The sequence below is a fragment of the Bradyrhizobium sp. WCU1 genome, assembly GCF_053474805.1.
Genome location: NZ_CM130280.1, coordinates 6,471,185 through 6,486,421 on the forward strand (window position 1 = coordinate 6,471,185; position 15,237 = coordinate 6,486,421).

Here is a 15,237-nt window from a genome sequence, read left to right on the forward strand (position 1 = left end):
GGAGTCTTCAGGCCGGCGTCGTCTTCTGCGCCGGCGCAGCCCGGTCGATGAACCCCTTGGCGAGGGCGTGATAGACGCCTTCCTTGCAGATCAGGCGCGAGCTCGCGTGTGCGATCAGGGCTGCGGCCATCAGCGGCACCACCATCGCGTGATTGTCGGTCATCTCGGTGACGATCACGAAGGCGGTAATCGGCGCCTGCACCACGCCTGCGAAGTACGACACCATGCCGAGCAGCATGATGGCCGGCAGCGGCGCGCCATGAAACAGCGGCGCGATGTTGGAGCCGAGCCCGGCGCCGACCGCGAGCGAGGGCGCGAAGATGCCGCCCGGTATGCCGCTGATCGAGGCGAACGTCGTCGCGAGGAACTTCCAGACGCTGAAGCTCGCGGGCAATTGTGAGCCGGTTTCGAGCGCGGATTTGACCTGCTGATATCCCGTGCCGTAGATCGCGCCGTCGGACGCAATCCCGCAGATCGCCGCCGCCAGTCCGCAGATCGCGGCAAAGCCGACCGGGTAGCGCTTGATCGCGCGTCCAACGGGATTGGCAAATCCGCGGGCCATGGCGATCAGGATGCGGCTGAACAGGCCGCCCGCCAGGCCTCCGGCCACGCCGCAGAGCGGGACCGCGAGCCAGTCGGCGCCGTTGCGCAAGCCGGTCGCGCTGGTGCCGAAATAGGTGTAGTTGCCCATCAGCGCGAGCGAGGTCAGGCCGGCGGCGATCACCGCGCCGATGATCAGGCTGGAGGTTCGCGTCTCGAAGGCGCGGCTCATCTCCTCGATGCCGAACACGATTCCCGCGAGCGGGGTGTTGAAGGCCGCCGCGACGCCCGCGGCCGCACCGGCCAGGATCAGGCCGGGCTGACGGCGCGGCGAGAAGCGGCCGAGCGCAAACATGATCGACGCGCCGATCTGCACCGTCGGTCCCTCGCGCCCGACCGATGCGCCGCACAGCAGGCCTAACAGCGTCAGCAGGACCTTGCCGGCCGCAATGCGCAGCGAAACCAGGCTTTCGCGCGCGGTCTGGTCGGTGAGATGGCGCGCGGCGATGGCCTGCGGGATGCCGCTGCCCTGCGCGTTCTGAAAGAAGCGATTGGTCAGGAACACCGACAGCGCGAAGCCGACAGGCGTCAACAGCAGCGAGGCATAACGGAAATGCGACACCAGCGCGGCAAAGGCGATCTGTGCCCAATCCGCGAGCTGCGCGAGCGCGACGGCCGCCGCACCGACTGCAATGCCGCCCAGCAGGAAGATGGCGCGGCGTCGCCAACGCGCGGAGACGATTCTGAACAGCCGCCGCTGGCGGTTGGAAGGAAAGCTCATTCGACCGGCATTTTGGCTAATATCGTGGTCCGATACGAAACGGATCACGTCATCCTTAGCATGCGTCGAGGGTGCGCGAAGCTCAAGAAATCAGCAGGATACGCCGGGCAATCGCGCAGAGCCGAAGTCTACACCCGCCGTCTATCGGCGCCGCTGCTGCTTTCTCGGAAACAGCCGGTCGCGGATGTAGCGGGAGGTCGCGGTCAGGCGAATCCCGCGGGGCTTCTGCCAGGCAGCGCGGTCGATCTCCTTCTTGTCGCCGATCGACAGCCGTCCCTTGGCGTTCTTGGCGATGAAGATCGCATCGCTCATCCTGCGGCCGGAACGCTTGTTCTTGGCCGTCACTTCCTTCCAGAGGCTGAGCCGGCCGAGCTTGAGCTTCGGCAGCTCTTCCTTGATTTCGCGCTTGAGGCAATCCTTGCCGGTTTCGCGCGCGCGTCTGCGCCCGCCGGGGAACATCCACAACCCGTCAGATCGGCGTCGAACCAGGAGAACTTTGCCGCGCTTCGCGGCCACCAGTTTGGAGGACTTGGTCATGTACTGCGCAATGATCGAAACAGAATCTGTCTCATTTAAACTTGTCTATTTGGGTAGACAAGTTCTATTGACCTGTTGTTCCACAGCAGTGTGTCGGCTGTTTGTCTCAGATGGACAGCCGGAGCACGCGGACTCTGACGATGCGCTGATGCGATTCGGAGGAGGCGGCAAGAAGGCCGAATGGCTGCGACGGACTGTCGCGACGTCGTTGTCACTCTGCTTCACGTTCGCTGTGATTGCGCTGGCGGGCTTGCCCGTGACTCCACACCCTCACATCGCCTTCGTGAAATTGTGATCCAGCGGTTCCTGCGGCAGGAACTCGTCCGATCGCGTGGGGATGAAAAAGTCCATGATGGACGGCTCCGCCGCGTCGACGTCCCTTGACTTCTTGTTCTTGTTTTGTTCTAGTTGTCTTCCACCGTGAATAGGAGGCCGCCATGGACAACCGTATCAGCGAAATTCGCAGGCAGATCAGGGCGCTGCGCGTCAGCATGCTCGAGGCCGAGGCGATCATGCGAGAGCAGATCAACCGGGACGAGGACTGCGCCTTCGTTGCCGGGGACCTCCTGAAGATGCGCCTGGTGATGAGCCGCCTGGTCGAAGAGCGGGCCATGCTCGGAGACCGCGATCCGATCATCGTGCACGCGGGCGTCGCTCCACGCCGCCGTGCCGCGACCCCGGTCTTTCTTCGCGCGGCGAAGCGGGAGCTTGTCGCCGGCGAAGCGCGTGCCTGATGACGCACCCAGGATGCGGCGGCTGCGCGCCGAGTTGCGCGAGCTCGATGCATCCTTGAACCGGCTCAGGCAGGCCGGACGCGATAGTGCATCGGCGCAGCTTCTGCTGTCGCGCAAGCGCGCCGAGCTGGAGGACGTGATCTGCCGGAGGAAAGATGAGAGAGCCGCTTCGGTATTTCCACGACAGCGATGATCACGCGCCCTGGATCAAGGCGCTGGCCGAGGTCCGGCACATGGCAACGCGGGAAGGCTGGTGCTTTCACCACGTGCAGGCGATCATCGTGGCAATCGACCAGTATGCGGAGGCCGCGCTCGGCAACCGCGAGTTCTTCCTCAACCGCCCGCAGACCGTTGGCCCGTTGCGGCGCGGCGAGGTGCCTTAGCGGACGCCTGCTGTCGGTCACGCCGCTTTGTGGATGCCATGCTCAAGGCAGCCGGTCGGCCGGATGCTTGTTGCGATGCTCGACATACTCGGCGCGGGTCTGGTCCGGATGCTGCACCAGCATGTTGCGGCCGGTCGGGACCGGTTTGGGGCCGTCCAATATCGTGGCGCCGACGCTGGGCAGATGCGCGGCGAACGCGTCGATGTCATCGACCATAAACGTCAGATGCGTCGCCGTGAACGGCTTCAGGCTCTGTTCGGTGCCAGCAACGAACAGGATCGAGGCGACCTGTGCGAGCCTCAGGTCGTGTTCCGGATAGTCGAAGCGAAGCCGCGCCGTCTGGCCGATCAGTTTTTCGTGGAAGGCGACCGCTTGATCGAGGTCCTCCAGTGGCAAATAGCGCCTCACCAGGATGTTGAGTATCTTCATTGCCAAGTCCTCATCGGGGTCCTCATCATGCCCTCATGCGTTGCGGTGGTCGCGATCCGATCCGGTCAGCCGTCGCGACAAGGCAAGGCGCCGCTTGCGGAGCGCCGCGATCGCGCGGTCGATCTGGTCGAGCTTGTCCTGCATCACGGCGGCGCAGCTGACACGCGCTGCACGCCGACCGTCTTCGAGCGCGCTCAGGAGATTGCGAAGCTCGCGGGTCGAGAAACCCGAGGCGATCAGGTCCCGCACCCACGCAGCTCGTTCGATCTCCGGCGCGGAATAGCTTCGATAGCCGTTCGACGTCCGGCGCGGCACGATCAGGCCGGCCGCTTCATAGTGCCGAAGCGTCCGCGCGCTGACGCCGAGATGACGGGCCGCCTCCTGAATCTTCATCGCGATCTCCTGTCGAGGGCCGGCCTAGCACCTTGTCGTTAATGTCAATGTCAAGCGCCGGGTTGCGCAAGTCTGCACCGGACGCGGACGCCGAACTCCGCCGCTCCGCCGGAGCCGTGGAGGGCCAAATGTCCCGGCCGGCTGGCGTAGCCCGGGATGGCCAATCCGCGCCCGGCGACCTATCGTGTCGCTTGCGGCCGAATCTGAGGCGGATCGTTCATCGCCGGGTCATGTAAATCCGGCCATCGTCAGCGCCGCGCCCGCGGGGGCGGCGGCATATTTTCGGAGGAGGTTTCGGATGATCAGGGGCTGGCAGCTTGCGGCGTCGGCGCTCGCCATCGTCGCGATGGTTGCAACGCTGGGCGCAGAGGCCAACGCGGCGCAGTGCGGCAACGGGCCCGGCGGGTTCGAAGCCTGGAAGGAGCAGTTTGCCGGTGAGGCGAGGGCCAAGGGCGTCGGCGCCACCGCGATCGACGCGTTGATGCAGGCGCATTATGCCAGCGCGACGATTGCCGCCGATCGCGGCCAGCGCAGCTTCGGCCTGTCGCTCGAGCAGTTCATGGCCAAGCGGGGATCGGCGACCATCGTGGCGCGCGGCCGATCGCTGAAGCAGTCGCAGGCGGCGATGTTCGCCTCGATCCAGCAGCGCTACGGCGTGCCGCCGGGACCGCTGATCGCGATCTGGGGCATGGAAAGCGGTTTCGGCAGCCAGCGCGGCAACCAGAACATGCTGTCGTCGATCGCGACGCTTGCCTACGACTGCCGCCGGCCGGAGTTCTTCACCGAGCAGCTCTATGCCGCGCTGAAGCTGATCGACCGCGGCAGTTTGTCCGGGAGCACGCGTGGTTCGATGCACGGAGAAATCGGCCAGACCCAGTTCATGCCGAAGAATGTCCTCGCCTACGGCACCGGCAATCTCGACGTCGCCGCCAATGCGCTGGCCTCGACGGCGAACTTCCTGCGCGCCAATGGCTGGCGCGCCGGCGCCGGCTATCAGCCCGGGGAACCCAACTTCGCGGCGATCGAGGCATGGAACGCGGCGGGGGTCTATCAGAAGGCGATCGCCATTATGGGACGGCAGATCGACGGCCAATGAGCGCAGGCCCGGGTTCCTTCACTTCCTGTTAACGCAACGGTGCCCAGATCGTTTGCTGTGAAAACGGAGCGAGTGGAGACAGGCTCCATGCTCAAGAACGGCACTTATGCGGCGTGGTTTCGAACGTCGCTCGCCGACGGCACCGGCATCGTGCACATGGCCGATGGCAGGCTGTGGGGCAGCGATGCCATCATGCTCTACAGCGGCACCTATGAGGTCGACGGCGAGCGCTTCTCCGCCGTCCTCACCGCCAGGCGGCACTCCGAAGGTCATCAGACCGTGTTCGGCACCGACGACCTCGTGGTGCGGCTCGAGGGAGTCGCGAGCGGCCCGATCGCGACCGCCACGGGCAGGGCCGATGCGGTGCCCGACCTTGCCTTCGAGGTGACGCTGATGCCGAGCCAAGAGGTGGCGCCCGAGCCGCCGCCGGATTTGCCGCTGCCGAAGTTCGATCCGAGCCGGCTGCCGAAATTGCCGAAACGCTCGAGTCGCTGAGCAACTTCTACACGTCGCTCGGGCCCGCGGTCTCCGGAAAAGGGGCGCCGGGGATGTAGAGCTTCAGCGGGCGGATCTCGTAGACGGCCGACGGGTTGACGCTGCGCAGGTCGCGCGCCGCGGCGATCGCCTCCGCCTCATCGGCGCAATTGATCACGTAGAAGCCGAGCAACTGCTCCTTGGTCTCCGCGAACGGGCCGTCGATCACGACGCCATGGCCGGGCCCGCGCAGGGTGCTGGCCTTGCGGGTCTCGCCGAGCCGTGCAGCCGGGCCGAGCCGGCCCTTCAGCCGTTGATGGACCTCGCGCAGGCCCGCCATCACGGCTGCGTCCTCATCGGCATTCCACGACTTGACCTCGGCCTCGACGTGATAGGCCAGGATGGCATAAAGCATGTAGCGAACTCCTCATTTCCGATGCGGCAGGCGCTGGCGCGCGATGATTGTTCGAGCATGATATTCCCGGAAAACCGCTTCGCGCTTTTCCGGGTCATGTTCTAGGACGGCTCGCGGCCACCCAGTCCGACATCTCATCTGTAGCGGATCAGGCCACTTTTGTGCTGCTACGACGTAGCCCGCAGGTCGTGTGGCGGCGCCGATTCGCGACGCCCGAACAGCAGAAAGGCGCGGCGGAATCACTTCCGCCGCGCCCCCGATGTTGATGTCTCGCTGGTCCAGGGCTGAGAGCGCCCCGATGCCAGGCTGATTGCTCAGCGCCTAGCGGGCGATCCCAGCGAGGTGACAGCGCTTGAGACAAGACACTAGATCACCTCCTTTCTTTGTTGATGGGACCAGCAATATAGGTGGCGAATCCGCCGCTGTTAAGGCCGCCGTCCGTCCGATCCGGGCCAGGAACCGGGCGCAATGCGCCGGCATGTTGCCGTGGACCGGCGTATAATCACGCCCGTCGAGGCAGTTGAGGCGGCCGTCGGGTCGTGTTAGGGGATCGTTCGATGCGGGTGTAGCTCAATGGTAGAGCAGCAGCCTTCCAAGCTGAATACGAGGGTTCGATTCCCTTCACCCGCTCCAAAAACGATTTCAATGGCTTAGCCAGAAATTTTAAACTTCCATTCTGATTCCATTCCGACAATTTTGAAACATCACGGCTGAAGGCTGACGCAGATTTGTGGGCGTTTTCAATCTCTACTCAAAGTGGTTCTTATTTATGATGATCGTCTCCAATAAGGGTAGCTAGTGGCCGTCTGACGACGATGGCCGGTACGCTCGAACAGAGATGATCGCGACTCTCGGATGAGATGCGAGCTTCGGGCGAGGTGCGACCCATGCTTCGGCGCCGGTTTACGCCCACGGCGTAGCGGCGACGTTGATGTGGCGATACATTGCTGCGGGGTATGCCGAAGGAGGCACCATGTTGGGAGGCAAATGGGCGGCGGCGATGGTCGCGGCAGGCCTGATGATCCTCGCGGCTTCGGGCGCACAAGCGGATTCAACCCACATCGCCAAAATCCAGGCGGCCTTGGACGCATGGCTGGCCGACCGCAGCTCAGCTGAGAAGGTGACGGGAGTTGCCGCCTACGTCAGCTTCGGGGACACCGGCCCGGCTATCGAGGCGTTCGCCGGAAAGATCGGCAGCGGTCCGCAGGATGCTCCGGTCCGGCAGGGCACGCTGTTCCAGATGGGCAGCACGTCGAAGTCCTTCACGGCGGCCTTGATCCTGAAGCTCGAGGCTGCGGGCAAGCTGTCCATCGACGACGCGCTTGGCAAATGGCTTCCGCAATATCCGGCGTGGAAGGATGTGACGATCCAGCGTCTCCTCAACATGACGAGCGGCATCCCGAACTACTCCGAGACCGAAGCCATGTCCCGCATATGGATCAACGATCCCACGCGCGAGCTGAGTGCCGAAAACCTGATAGACCTCGTCTATCCTGCCGGAAGCGGCGACCTGCCTAAGAGCAAAGGCTACCATTATTCGAACACCAACTACATCCTCGCCGGCATGATCGCGGCAAAGGCAGCCGGCCAGTCTTATCGTGATCTCGTGCACCACATGATTATCGAAGCGTTCGGGTTGCACAGCACGTTCTACGAAAACGGGACATATCCGGACCCGGTGACCGATCGCCTGGCGCACGGCTATTTCGACAACCCTGCCTGCGCCGATTATCAACCCAAATGCACCCAGTCCTGGAATCACGCGCTGATGGGTGGTGACGTTCGCGGGATGAGCACCTCATGGGCTCAGGCGGCAGGTGGCGCGATCGCCGACGCGCGCGATGTGGACCGCTGGATGCGCGCCGTGCTCAAAGGACGCGTGGTGCCGCCGAAGCAGCAGGCGGAATGGATGGCACTCGTGTCGATCAGGACGGGTGAGCCGATCGCAGACGTAACGGCAGACGATCCGCGCGGATTCTCGCTCGGTCTCGGCAAGGCAGTTCTCGGATCGTTTGGCGCACACTGGTTTTATCAGGGCGAGACGCTCGGCTACCGAACGCTCTATGTGTGGTTCGAAAAGGAAGAACTGATGATTACGCTCCAGACGAACTCGCAGCCGGCGGCCGAAGCGGACAAGCTCCACGACCTCGTGGGTGTCATCTATGACATCGTGCGGGGTGACGCGAAATAGGCGTCGGCGAACAGGCTTCTTCCGGCTATCAGGCCGCAAGAGCGGCGATCGGGCACGTCATTTCGGGCTCTCTCTCCGCACGCGGAGGTTCGAATCGAAGAACTGCAACGCGGCGTTGCCGATGTATTCGTGCAGCTTGACCCGGTCCACGCCGGGAGTATCGTTGCAGGTTTCGGGAAAGTTATCGCGTCCCACCTGGTCGCACTCATTGCCGAAGATCTCATGGCTGACCGGACCGGGCAGCACGTCCAAGTGAGCATGCGGGATGTATTTCGCCGCAAAGGCTGCGTTTTCATCAGATGGTGTTGTCGTGTCGCCGGCTCCGACGATGAGATAGGTCGGGATCGCCATTTGCCGTAGCCCGGCCTCGTCCATGCCGAACCCCCGGATATCGCCCGGCGCCATCGCGAAGGCCGCCCGGACCCGATCGTCGCGCAGGTCGCGGGCGGGTTCGGCATCAAGCTTCATCTGCTCGCGGATATAGGCCGGCACCGCCTCATTGTCCTTCCAGCTGCGCTGAAACTTCAGGAAAAGTTCCGGATTGACCTTGGCGCCCCCGATCCAGAGCGAAGTGAATCCTCCCTGTGAATGTCCCGCCACGCCGATCTGGCTTGGCTCGATATGCGGTCCCCAAACCTTGTCCTGAAGAAGATGGGAGATATCCAGACTGAGATCGCGCGGGCGCTGCCAGATCCTGCTGCGCACGTAGAGCGCGCTGGAGTCGAAGGTGTTGGCCCGGAAGTGATACAGCATCGCCACGAGATAGCCGTGAGAGGCGAGGTATTCGCCGAACCAGGCATAACCCGAACCGTTGCCGCCCGCCCCGTGCGAGAACATGACAAGTGGACGCTTCACGCCATCGGACACGACGGGCGCGTCCTTGTAAAGGTTCAGATTGGTGGCCAGGAAAATCTTGAAAGGAACGGCGGTTGTAGCCGGGACCGCCGGATAGATCAGCATCAAGTTCAGAGGCCGGCCGCCCTCGGACGGATCGACATATTCGAGCTGCGTCACCCCAACGGGATACGGAGCGGTCCGCAGCACGTCCTGAGCCAGCGCAGAACCGGAATAGATCCCGAAACCAACGGTGACGCCAGCGAGCAAACGAGTGAGACCATTTTGGCCCGAGTGGACAGCCCGCATGTCTTGCTCCTTTGAATGTCTTGTCCTTCGATTGACGGTACATGGTTAGACCAATCGGGCGAAGGGCTAAACCCGTCGCCATTCCGACAAAGCGAAACTCTGGAGCGATCTCAATCGCCCAAGAAGCTGAGAAATGTCAGAATGGCTCTTGATAACATTGCAGAATGCGGCGACTTCCAAGCTGAATACGAGGGTTCGATTCCCTTCACCCGCTCCAGTGTTTTCAATCGCTTGCGGCACGGTGCCGGCTCCATTTGGGCGAAGGCGCTGCTGCTCCCTCGGATAAAATCTGGGCTTTGGTTCGCGCCGCGCGGCGCTTTTTGGTGCCGGTCTGGGCGCGCTGTCACGGCGCGCGACATCCGTATTGAACTTGGCCCAGGATAGCGGCGACCAAACTGTCGGTAGACTGGAGGACCACGCCATGCCCGACTGGATTCTTGCGCCGATCTGTATGGTCGCACTCGGCGGCTTCATCTGGTTCGCGTTTCGACAGGGGTTCAGCATTAAGCCCGACGAGAACAACCGCGACCATCCGACTTTGCCCCTTGGCCCGGACGGGTCTTGGCGCTAACGGCGGTACCGGGCGAGAGGCGCTGACGGCGCCGAGAATAGGTTCAATGACGTCCTTTGCGGTCGGCGATCCCTACACCCTTTGGAGTATCCCGATCGTCACGTGAACTTTCGGCCCCGATGTGTAGACCTAGTCGCTACCGGGATTTTGCATTTCCTTCCTGGGGCTAGAGCCGACGCCGTCCGCATGCATTTTAAGCGGGCGGTGTTTGCTGATGTGAACCACCGCCCCGTCGCAGCATCCCGCTCCCGCGCGCGGAGGCTGCCCATGAAGCGAATACCCACGAGCGAAGCGATCATCACCGTCGCCCTGCTGGTGATGTTCGCGCTCGTGATTTGGTTTGGCGCCATGCCCTGAGTTTCGGGCGCCGCTCGATCAGGGGAGCGAAACGACCCGCAGATTGTTGGTGCTTCCCGCTTGTCCAAAGGGAATGCCGGCGACGACGACCAGCAGGTCGCGGCTTGATGCAAACTGCTCTGCACGCGCGAGGGCCGTCGCGCGCTCGACCATCTCCTCATAGCTCCCGACATCGTCGGAAAGGACGCTGTGAGCCCCCCACAGCAGGCACAGGCGGCGGGACACTTCGCGGCTTGGAGTGATGGCGAGGATCGGCAGGCTCGGCCGCTTGCGTGCGACGCGCGCGGCGGTGGTGCCGCTCGACGTGTAGGCCACGATGGCCGCGGCGTGAACCACGGAGGCGAGGTCCGCAGCGGCCGTCGCGACGGCATGCGGCGGCGTCTGCTCCTCGCCGGGCTGGGTCGCCTCGACGATCGAGCGATACATCTTGTGTTGTTCGGTGCTGCGGATGATGCGATCCATCATCTCGACGGCCTCGCGCGGATAGCGGCCCGTCGCGGATTCCGCCGACAGCATCACTGCGTCTGCGCCGTCGTAGATCGCGGTCGCAACGTCGGAGACCTCCGCGCGCGTCGGAGTCGGCGCGGCGACCATCGAGTCCAGCATTTGCGTGGCGACGATCACGGGCTTCACCGCGAGACGGCACGCCCGTACCAGCTCTTTCTGACGCCCCGGCACGTCCTCATCCGGAATTTCGACGCCGAGGTCTCCGCGCGCAACCATGATGGCGTCGCACAGCTGGATGATGTCGTCGATCCGCTCGAGCGCCGCCGGCTTCTCGATCTTGGCCATCAGGCCGGCGCGGTCGCCGACGAGGCTTCTCGCCTCGATGATGTCGGAGGGCTTTTGCACGAACGACAAGGCGACCCAGTCGACGCCCAGCTTCAGGCCGAACTCCAGATCGAGGCGGTCCTTGGTGGTGAGCGGCGAAAGATCGAGCACCGTCCCCGGCAGATTGACGCCCTTGTGGTTCGAGATCGTGCCACCGACAATCACCTTGGCTTCGATGAAATCGTCACCGAGACCAATGACGCGAACGCGCACCCGGCCATCGTCGATCAGAAGGTCGTGGCCGGGAGCCACCGCCGCAAAGATTTCCCGATGCGGCAGCGGAATCGCCGATCGGTCGCCATCCGACCCGGACAGCACGAACCGGATGGTCTCTCCGGCCGCCGCGCTGATCTTGCCGTCGCGCAAGGTGCCGACGCGGATCTTCGGGCCCTGAAGATCCATCAGAATGCCGATCGGACGGCCGACGTCCTGTTCCAGTCTCCGGATCGCGGCGTGGACGGTCGCGTGGTCGCTCTGGGTTCCGTGACTGAAATTCAGGCGGAATGTATCGACGCCCGCCAGCAGCAGTGCCTTGAGCATCTCGGGAGAACTGCTCGCGGGGCCGACGGTTGCGACGATCTTGGCCCGTCGATGACGACGCATGGGTCACCTCATTGCTGGCTTGCCGGCTGCAATCAATCGTGAGGCGCCGGCCGATAGGTCTCGTATTATGGCGTCTTCTTGAGACTATCGTAAGACGCCGATGCCTCCGGTATTCCGCCGAGGACCAGCTTTGCGCGAGCGCCGGCGCCGATGCCCGCGACAATGGCCGCGGCATAAAGCATGACGACAGACGCGGCGAATGCGTTCAGCACCCAGGCCCGCCTGGCGACGTTGCCGGTTTCGTGCTGGAGATCATGTGCGCTCCCAAAGCAGCTGTTGGTCGTTTGGTCCGGCGTCAGGCCGTCGTCCTGCCGCCGCCTACTGACGAAATTCGTTGGTCAGTTCGCCGATCCCGTCGATCGCGACGGTGACCGTATTGACCGGCTCCTTCATCACGCCGACGCCGATCGAAGTCCCGCAGCAGATGAGGTCGCCCGGCAACAGCGTCATGTCGTGCGAGATCTTGCTGACCAGCGCCTGCGCGCTGAAGATCATGTCCGCGATCGGGTAGTTCTGGCGCTCGACGCCGTTGAGGATGGTGCGAACCACGAGGCGCGCGGGATCGAGGCCCGAGGCGATGACGGGACCGAAGGGGCCGTATCCGTCGAAGCTCTTGGCCCGCGCCCATTGCGGGAACGTCGGATCGCGATTGAGGATATCCGCGGCGGTGACGTCGTTGGTGCAGGTGTAACCGAAGATGAAGGCGTCGGCCTGTTCGGGGGCGACTGCCGTGCAGCGCTTGCCGATGACGATGCCGAGCTCGCCTTCGTAGGTGGTCTTGCCGTCGTAGCCGACCGGGCGCGTGATCACGGCGCCGGGCTCGGTCACGCTTGTCACCGCTTTCAGCAGGTACAGCGGTTCGGGCGGCTCAGGTGATTTCAGCTTCGCCGCAAGAGCGTGAAAATTGTTCCAGAGCGCGATGACCTTGCTTGGTTGAGCCGGCGCCAGCAGTTCGACCTCGTCGAGCGTCAACGTCTGTCCGGTCGGTCGGGTGTCGCCGAACATCTCCCCTGCGTGCACGGCGATGCCGGACGAAGTGAGTTGTCCGTAGCCGATTTCGGCATCGTGGCGAAAGCGGACCCAGCGCGTCACATTGGCCATCACGATCACGCCACCGCAAGCGATTGTGCTTCGGCGCCGGCCGCCCCGTCATAGAGGCCGGCCAGCCTGGTGCGCTGCGCCACCAGCGCCAGCACCGCGTCGAGGGCGGGCGTCGCAATGTCGGTCATCCGGCCCATCTCCTGCACCACGGTGATCAGCGGATCGATCTCGACGGGACGTCCACGCTCGAGATCCTGCAGCATCGAGGTCTTGTGTGCGCCGACCTTGCGTGCGCCCTCGATGCGGCGTTCGACATCGACCCGGAACTTGACGCCGAGGCTTTCCGCGATCGCCTGCGCTTCCAGCATGATCGCCCGGGACAGCGCGCGGGTGCCGGGATTGCTGCAGATCACGTCGAGGGTCGCGTGGGTGAGGGCGCTGATCGGGTTGAAGCAGACATTGCCCCACAGCTTGAGCCAGATCTCGTCGCGGATGCGGTCGAGCACCGGCGCCTTCATGCCCGCCGAGGTGAACAGATCGGACAGCCGCTGGACGTCGGGCGTGATCTCGCCGGAAGGCTCGCCGAGCGGAAAGTTGTTGCCGTAGACGTGGCGGATCACGCCGGGCGCCTCGATTTCGGTGGCCGGGTACACCACGCAACCGATGGCGCGGGCAGCGCCAAGTTCGCTCCACTGCCGTCCGCCGGGATCGATGCTCTCGAGCGTCGATCCTTCGTGCCGGCCGCCATGCCTGTAAAAATACCAGTAGGGAATGCCGTTGACGGCGGTGACGATGCGAGTCCGCTCACCCAGCAGGGGCCGCATCGGTTCGATGACGCCGGTGATCGAATGCGCCTTGAGGCAGATGATGACGAAATCCTGCTCGCCGAGTTCGGCGGGGTTATCGGTGCAACGAGGATGCACCACGCGCTCCTCGTCGCCGATCAGCAGCTTCAAGCCGTTCTGTCGCATCGCGGCGAGGTGCGCGCCGCGTGCGACCAAGCTGACATCGGCGCCAGCGCGCATCAATTCGACACCGAGATAGCCGCCGATGGCACCGGCGCCGTAGATGCAGATCTTCATGAAATCCTCGCGAGCAGAATGGGGACACGGCTCGAGCCGCAACGGCTCGAAACGGGTGGCAATGCCTTAGATGTCGGTCAGGCCGCGCAGTCGGCCTCCTCGAACGCGAGGCTGATGTCCCGCATGCTCACGACGCCGACGAGCCGGCCGTTGTCGATGACCGGGATATGGCGGACGTCGTGACGGCCCATCATATGCTCGACCTCGGTGAGGCTGTGTTGCGACGTGCAGGACACCAACGGCCGCGGCGAAATGAACTGCGCGACTTTTGCGGCAAGGCCACCAGTGCCGCGCTCGGCGATCACGGCGACCACGTCGCGCTCGCTGAACATTCCGACGACGGCGGCGTCGACGCTGCGCGAGACGTTCCTGACCACGAGTGCGCCGACATTGCTGGCGTACATCAGGTTGGCCGCGATGCTCACGGTTTCGCTTGAGCCGATCGTCACCGCGGGCGCACGGTTGGTGCGAAGGATGTCCCCAACGAACATGATATGGTCCTCCCGGTTGGGTTGTTAAGGAACAATCTTGGTATACATTATTCCAGAAGTCAAATAGAAGAATTGAAGCCTACTTCGATAAGAACGGCAAAAATGCTGACCTACTTGCCAGTATTGTCGCCTTGACTCCGACGTCGTTTGGCATGCCATATGCCAACTCTGACGCTCGTTTCCGGCGAGCGATTTCGTTCTGAACCACAACCGGTTGGGGGCAGGTCGTCATGAAAAGAGAGCCGATCCGCCGCAAGCCGTCCGATCCCGATGTTCGTGCACAGCCGGATCCGGACGCGCGAGACGGCGGCGTGCAATCCGTCGATCGCGCGCTGCAAATCATGGAAGCGCTTGCCGAGGACGACGAAGGCTATCGGCTGACCGATCTTGCGATCCGCATCGGCTTGCCGCCGTCGACGGCGCATCGGCTGCTGACCACGCTGGAGAACCGCAGGTTCGTGCAGTTCGACCGCGAGGAGTCGAAATGGCATATCGGTGCGCAGAGCTTCGTGGTCGGCTCGACCTTCATGCGCCGGCGCAATTTTTCCGCGCGGGCCTTGCCCTATCTGCGCAAGCTGCGCGACCAGACCAGGGAGACCGCCAATCTTGCGGTGGTCGATGATGAATCCATCATCGTCGTATCCCGTATCGAAAGCCGGGAGATCATGCGCTCGCTGACCAAGGTCGGCGGACGCGTCGCCTTGATCGCCTCGGGAGTAGGGAAGGCGGTGCTGGCCGCCTATTCCGATGCCGATGTCACTGCGATCATCCGCCGTCGCGGCATGCCGCGCCTGACCGAAAAATCGATCATTCGACCGGGTGAGCTGTTCAGGGAATTGGAGATCGTGCGGCGCCAGGGCTATGCGGTGGACGATGAAGAGGCCCGGCTCGGCCTGCGCTGCGTGGCCGCGGTCGTCTTCAACGATTGCAGCGAGCCGTTCGCTGCGGTCTCGGTGTCGGGCATGGCGGATCGGATGACGGACGACCGCCTGCCGGAGATCGGAGCCACCGTGCACAAGATCGCAGCCGAGCTCACGGCGGAGCTGCGCGGCAGCAGCCCTGCGCAGCCGCAGGCGTGAAGCCCGCCGGCTTTCCCGTCGTTGCCGGTTTCCATTGCGTCGCCGGTGCTAATCGCTTGGAGACAG

The 15,237-nt window shown here is 63.7% G+C and carries 17 protein-coding genes and 1 tRNA gene; 8 read left to right on the plus strand and 10 right to left on the minus strand.

Features of this window, described 5'->3' with window-relative positions:
* Positions 1–7 precede the first annotated feature (7 nt).
* Complete coding sequence (locus ACTUWL_RS30230) at positions 8–1,321, minus strand: chloride channel protein (protein WP_021081743.1); 1,314 nt, start codon at positions 1,319–1,321, stop codon at positions 8–10.
* Positions 1,322–1,462: 141 nt separating this feature from the next.
* The gene (locus ACTUWL_RS30235) at positions 1,463–1,858 is read right to left on the minus strand and encodes an NUDIX hydrolase (RefSeq protein WP_021081742.1); all 396 of its coding nucleotides are present in this window, start codon (positions 1,856–1,858) and stop codon (positions 1,463–1,465) included.
* Positions 1,859–2,295: 437 nt separating this feature from the next.
* Between ACTUWL_RS30235 and ACTUWL_RS30240 the strand changes: the two genes are divergently transcribed.
* A complete protein-coding gene (locus ACTUWL_RS30240) occupies positions 2,296–2,592 on the plus strand; it encodes a hypothetical protein (protein WP_021081741.1) in 297 nt (98 codons plus the stop codon).
* Between the two features lie 155 nt (positions 2,593–2,747).
* A complete protein-coding gene (locus tag ACTUWL_RS30245; protein ID WP_021081740.1) occupies positions 2,748–2,975 on the plus strand; it encodes a hypothetical protein in 228 nt (75 codons plus the stop codon).
* Between the two features lie 42 nt (positions 2,976–3,017).
* On the opposite strand, the gene ACTUWL_RS30250 is transcribed toward ACTUWL_RS30245, so the two are convergent.
* Positions 3,018–3,404: a VOC family protein gene (locus ACTUWL_RS30250; RefSeq protein ID WP_021081739.1), complete on the minus strand. Its 387-nt coding sequence runs from the start codon at positions 3,402–3,404 to the stop codon at positions 3,018–3,020.
* A gap of 33 nt (positions 3,405–3,437) precedes the next feature.
* Complete coding sequence (locus ACTUWL_RS30255) at positions 3,438–3,797, minus strand: MerR family transcriptional regulator (protein ID WP_021081738.1); 360 nt, start codon at positions 3,795–3,797, stop codon at positions 3,438–3,440.
* Between the two features lie 346 nt (positions 3,798–4,143).
* Here ACTUWL_RS30255 and ACTUWL_RS30260 point away from each other — a divergent pair, with 346 nt between their 5' ends.
* Both ACTUWL_RS30260 and ACTUWL_RS30265 read left to right on the plus strand, forming a co-directional pair.
* Positions 4,144–4,893, plus strand: a complete 750-nt coding sequence (locus ACTUWL_RS30260; protein ID WP_373012202.1) for a lytic murein transglycosylase — start codon at positions 4,144–4,146, stop codon at positions 4,891–4,893.
* Between the two features lie 87 nt (positions 4,894–4,980).
* Positions 4,981–5,388 (plus strand): hypothetical protein, encoded by a 408-nt coding sequence (locus ACTUWL_RS30265; RefSeq protein WP_021081736.1) that lies wholly within the window; start codon positions 4,981–4,983, stop codon positions 5,386–5,388.
* A 7-nt stretch (positions 5,389–5,395) separates the two neighbouring features.
* Here the strand turns inward: ACTUWL_RS30265 and ACTUWL_RS30270 are convergent, their stop codons facing one another.
* On the minus strand, positions 5,396–5,782 hold the full coding sequence (locus tag ACTUWL_RS30270) for a YciI family protein (protein ID WP_021081735.1): 387 nt from the start codon (positions 5,780–5,782) through the stop codon (positions 5,396–5,398).
* A gap of 559 nt (positions 5,783–6,341) precedes the next feature.
* Here ACTUWL_RS30270 and ACTUWL_RS30275 point away from each other — a divergent pair.
* Positions 6,342–6,415, plus strand: a tRNA-Gly gene (locus ACTUWL_RS30275).
* A 340-nt stretch (positions 6,416–6,755) separates the two neighbouring features.
* A complete protein-coding gene (locus tag ACTUWL_RS30280) occupies positions 6,756–7,973 on the plus strand; it encodes a serine hydrolase domain-containing protein (protein WP_021081734.1) in 1,218 nt (405 codons plus the stop codon).
* Between the two features lie 57 nt (positions 7,974–8,030).
* On the opposite strand, the gene ACTUWL_RS30285 is transcribed toward ACTUWL_RS30280, so the two are convergent.
* The gene (locus ACTUWL_RS30285) at positions 8,031–9,116 is read right to left on the minus strand and encodes an alpha/beta hydrolase family protein (protein WP_021081733.1); all 1,086 of its coding nucleotides are present in this window, start codon (positions 9,114–9,116) and stop codon (positions 8,031–8,033) included.
* A 421-nt stretch (positions 9,117–9,537) separates the two neighbouring features.
* On the opposite strand from ACTUWL_RS30285, the gene ACTUWL_RS30290 reads away from it, so the two are divergent.
* Positions 9,538–9,687, plus strand: coding sequence for a hypothetical protein (locus ACTUWL_RS30290; RefSeq protein ID WP_021081732.1), 150 nt, complete (start codon positions 9,538–9,540; stop codon positions 9,685–9,687).
* A 375-nt stretch (positions 9,688–10,062) separates the two neighbouring features.
* Here the strand turns inward: ACTUWL_RS30290 and pyk are convergent, their stop codons facing one another.
* The 4 genes from pyk to ACTUWL_RS30310 form a co-directional block, all read right to left on the minus strand.
* Positions 10,063–11,478, minus strand: a complete 1,416-nt coding sequence (pyk, locus tag ACTUWL_RS30295) for a pyruvate kinase (protein ID WP_021081730.1) — start codon at positions 11,476–11,478, stop codon at positions 10,063–10,065.
* A 318-nt stretch (positions 11,479–11,796) separates the two neighbouring features.
* On the minus strand, positions 11,797–12,579 hold the full coding sequence (locus ACTUWL_RS30300) for a fumarylacetoacetate hydrolase family protein (protein ID WP_021081729.1): 783 nt from the start codon (positions 12,577–12,579) through the stop codon (positions 11,797–11,799).
* 5 nt (positions 12,580–12,584) lie between these two features.
* Positions 12,585–13,601, minus strand: coding sequence for a 2-dehydropantoate 2-reductase (locus ACTUWL_RS30305; protein WP_021081728.1), 1,017 nt, complete (start codon positions 13,599–13,601; stop codon positions 12,585–12,587).
* A gap of 77 nt (positions 13,602–13,678) precedes the next feature.
* Positions 13,679–14,092, minus strand: a complete 414-nt coding sequence (locus ACTUWL_RS30310; RefSeq protein WP_021081727.1) for a CBS domain-containing protein — start codon at positions 14,090–14,092, stop codon at positions 13,679–13,681.
* 230 nt (positions 14,093–14,322) lie between these two features.
* Here ACTUWL_RS30310 and ACTUWL_RS30315 point away from each other — a divergent pair, with 230 nt between their 5' ends.
* Positions 14,323–15,171 carry an IclR family transcriptional regulator gene (locus tag ACTUWL_RS30315; RefSeq protein WP_021081726.1) on the plus strand — a complete coding sequence of 283 codons (849 nt, stop codon included), beginning with the start codon at positions 14,323–14,325 and terminating at the stop codon, positions 15,169–15,171.
* Positions 15,172–15,237 lie beyond the last annotated feature (66 nt).

Bases quoted from the DNA above. Each gene is read 5' to 3' on its own strand.
- ACTUWL_RS30230 (WP_021081743.1), bottom strand. From the start codon at position 1,321: ATGAGCTTTCCTTCCAACCGCCAGCGGCGGCTGTTCAGAATCGTCTCC.
- ACTUWL_RS30235 (WP_021081742.1), bottom strand. From the start codon at position 1,858: ATGACCAAGTCCTCCAAACTGGTGGCCGCGAAGCGCGGCAAAGTTCTC.
- ACTUWL_RS30240 (WP_021081741.1), top strand. From the start codon at position 2,296: ATGGACAACCGTATCAGCGAAATTCGCAGGCAGATCAGGGCGCTGCGC.
- ACTUWL_RS30245 (WP_021081740.1), top strand. From the start codon at position 2,748: ATGAGAGAGCCGCTTCGGTATTTCCACGACAGCGATGATCACGCGCCC.
- ACTUWL_RS30250 (WP_021081739.1), bottom strand. From the start codon at position 3,404: ATGAAGATACTCAACATCCTGGTGAGGCGCTATTTGCCACTGGAGGAC.
- ACTUWL_RS30255 (WP_021081738.1), bottom strand. From the start codon at position 3,797: ATGAAGATTCAGGAGGCGGCCCGTCATCTCGGCGTCAGCGCGCGGACG.
- ACTUWL_RS30260 (WP_373012202.1), top strand. From the start codon at position 4,144: ATGGTTGCAACGCTGGGCGCAGAGGCCAACGCGGCGCAGTGCGGCAAC.
- ACTUWL_RS30265 (WP_021081736.1), top strand. From the start codon at position 4,981: ATGCTCAAGAACGGCACTTATGCGGCGTGGTTTCGAACGTCGCTCGCC.
- ACTUWL_RS30270 (WP_021081735.1), bottom strand. From the start codon at position 5,782: ATGCTTTATGCCATCCTGGCCTATCACGTCGAGGCCGAGGTCAAGTCG.
- ACTUWL_RS30280 (WP_021081734.1), top strand. From the start codon at position 6,756: ATGTTGGGAGGCAAATGGGCGGCGGCGATGGTCGCGGCAGGCCTGATG.
- ACTUWL_RS30285 (WP_021081733.1), bottom strand. From the start codon at position 9,116: ATGCGGGCTGTCCACTCGGGCCAAAATGGTCTCACTCGTTTGCTCGCT.
- ACTUWL_RS30290 (WP_021081732.1), top strand. From the start codon at position 9,538: ATGCCCGACTGGATTCTTGCGCCGATCTGTATGGTCGCACTCGGCGGC.
- pyk (WP_021081730.1), bottom strand. From the start codon at position 11,478: ATGCGTCGTCATCGACGGGCCAAGATCGTCGCAACCGTCGGCCCCGCG.
- ACTUWL_RS30300 (WP_021081729.1), bottom strand. From the start codon at position 12,579: ATGGCCAATGTGACGCGCTGGGTCCGCTTTCGCCACGATGCCGAAATC.
- ACTUWL_RS30305 (WP_021081728.1), bottom strand. From the start codon at position 13,601: ATGAAGATCTGCATCTACGGCGCCGGTGCCATCGGCGGCTATCTCGGT.
- ACTUWL_RS30310 (WP_021081727.1), bottom strand. From the start codon at position 14,092: ATGTTCGTTGGGGACATCCTTCGCACCAACCGTGCGCCCGCGGTGACG.
- ACTUWL_RS30315 (WP_021081726.1), top strand. From the start codon at position 14,323: ATGAAAAGAGAGCCGATCCGCCGCAAGCCGTCCGATCCCGATGTTCGT.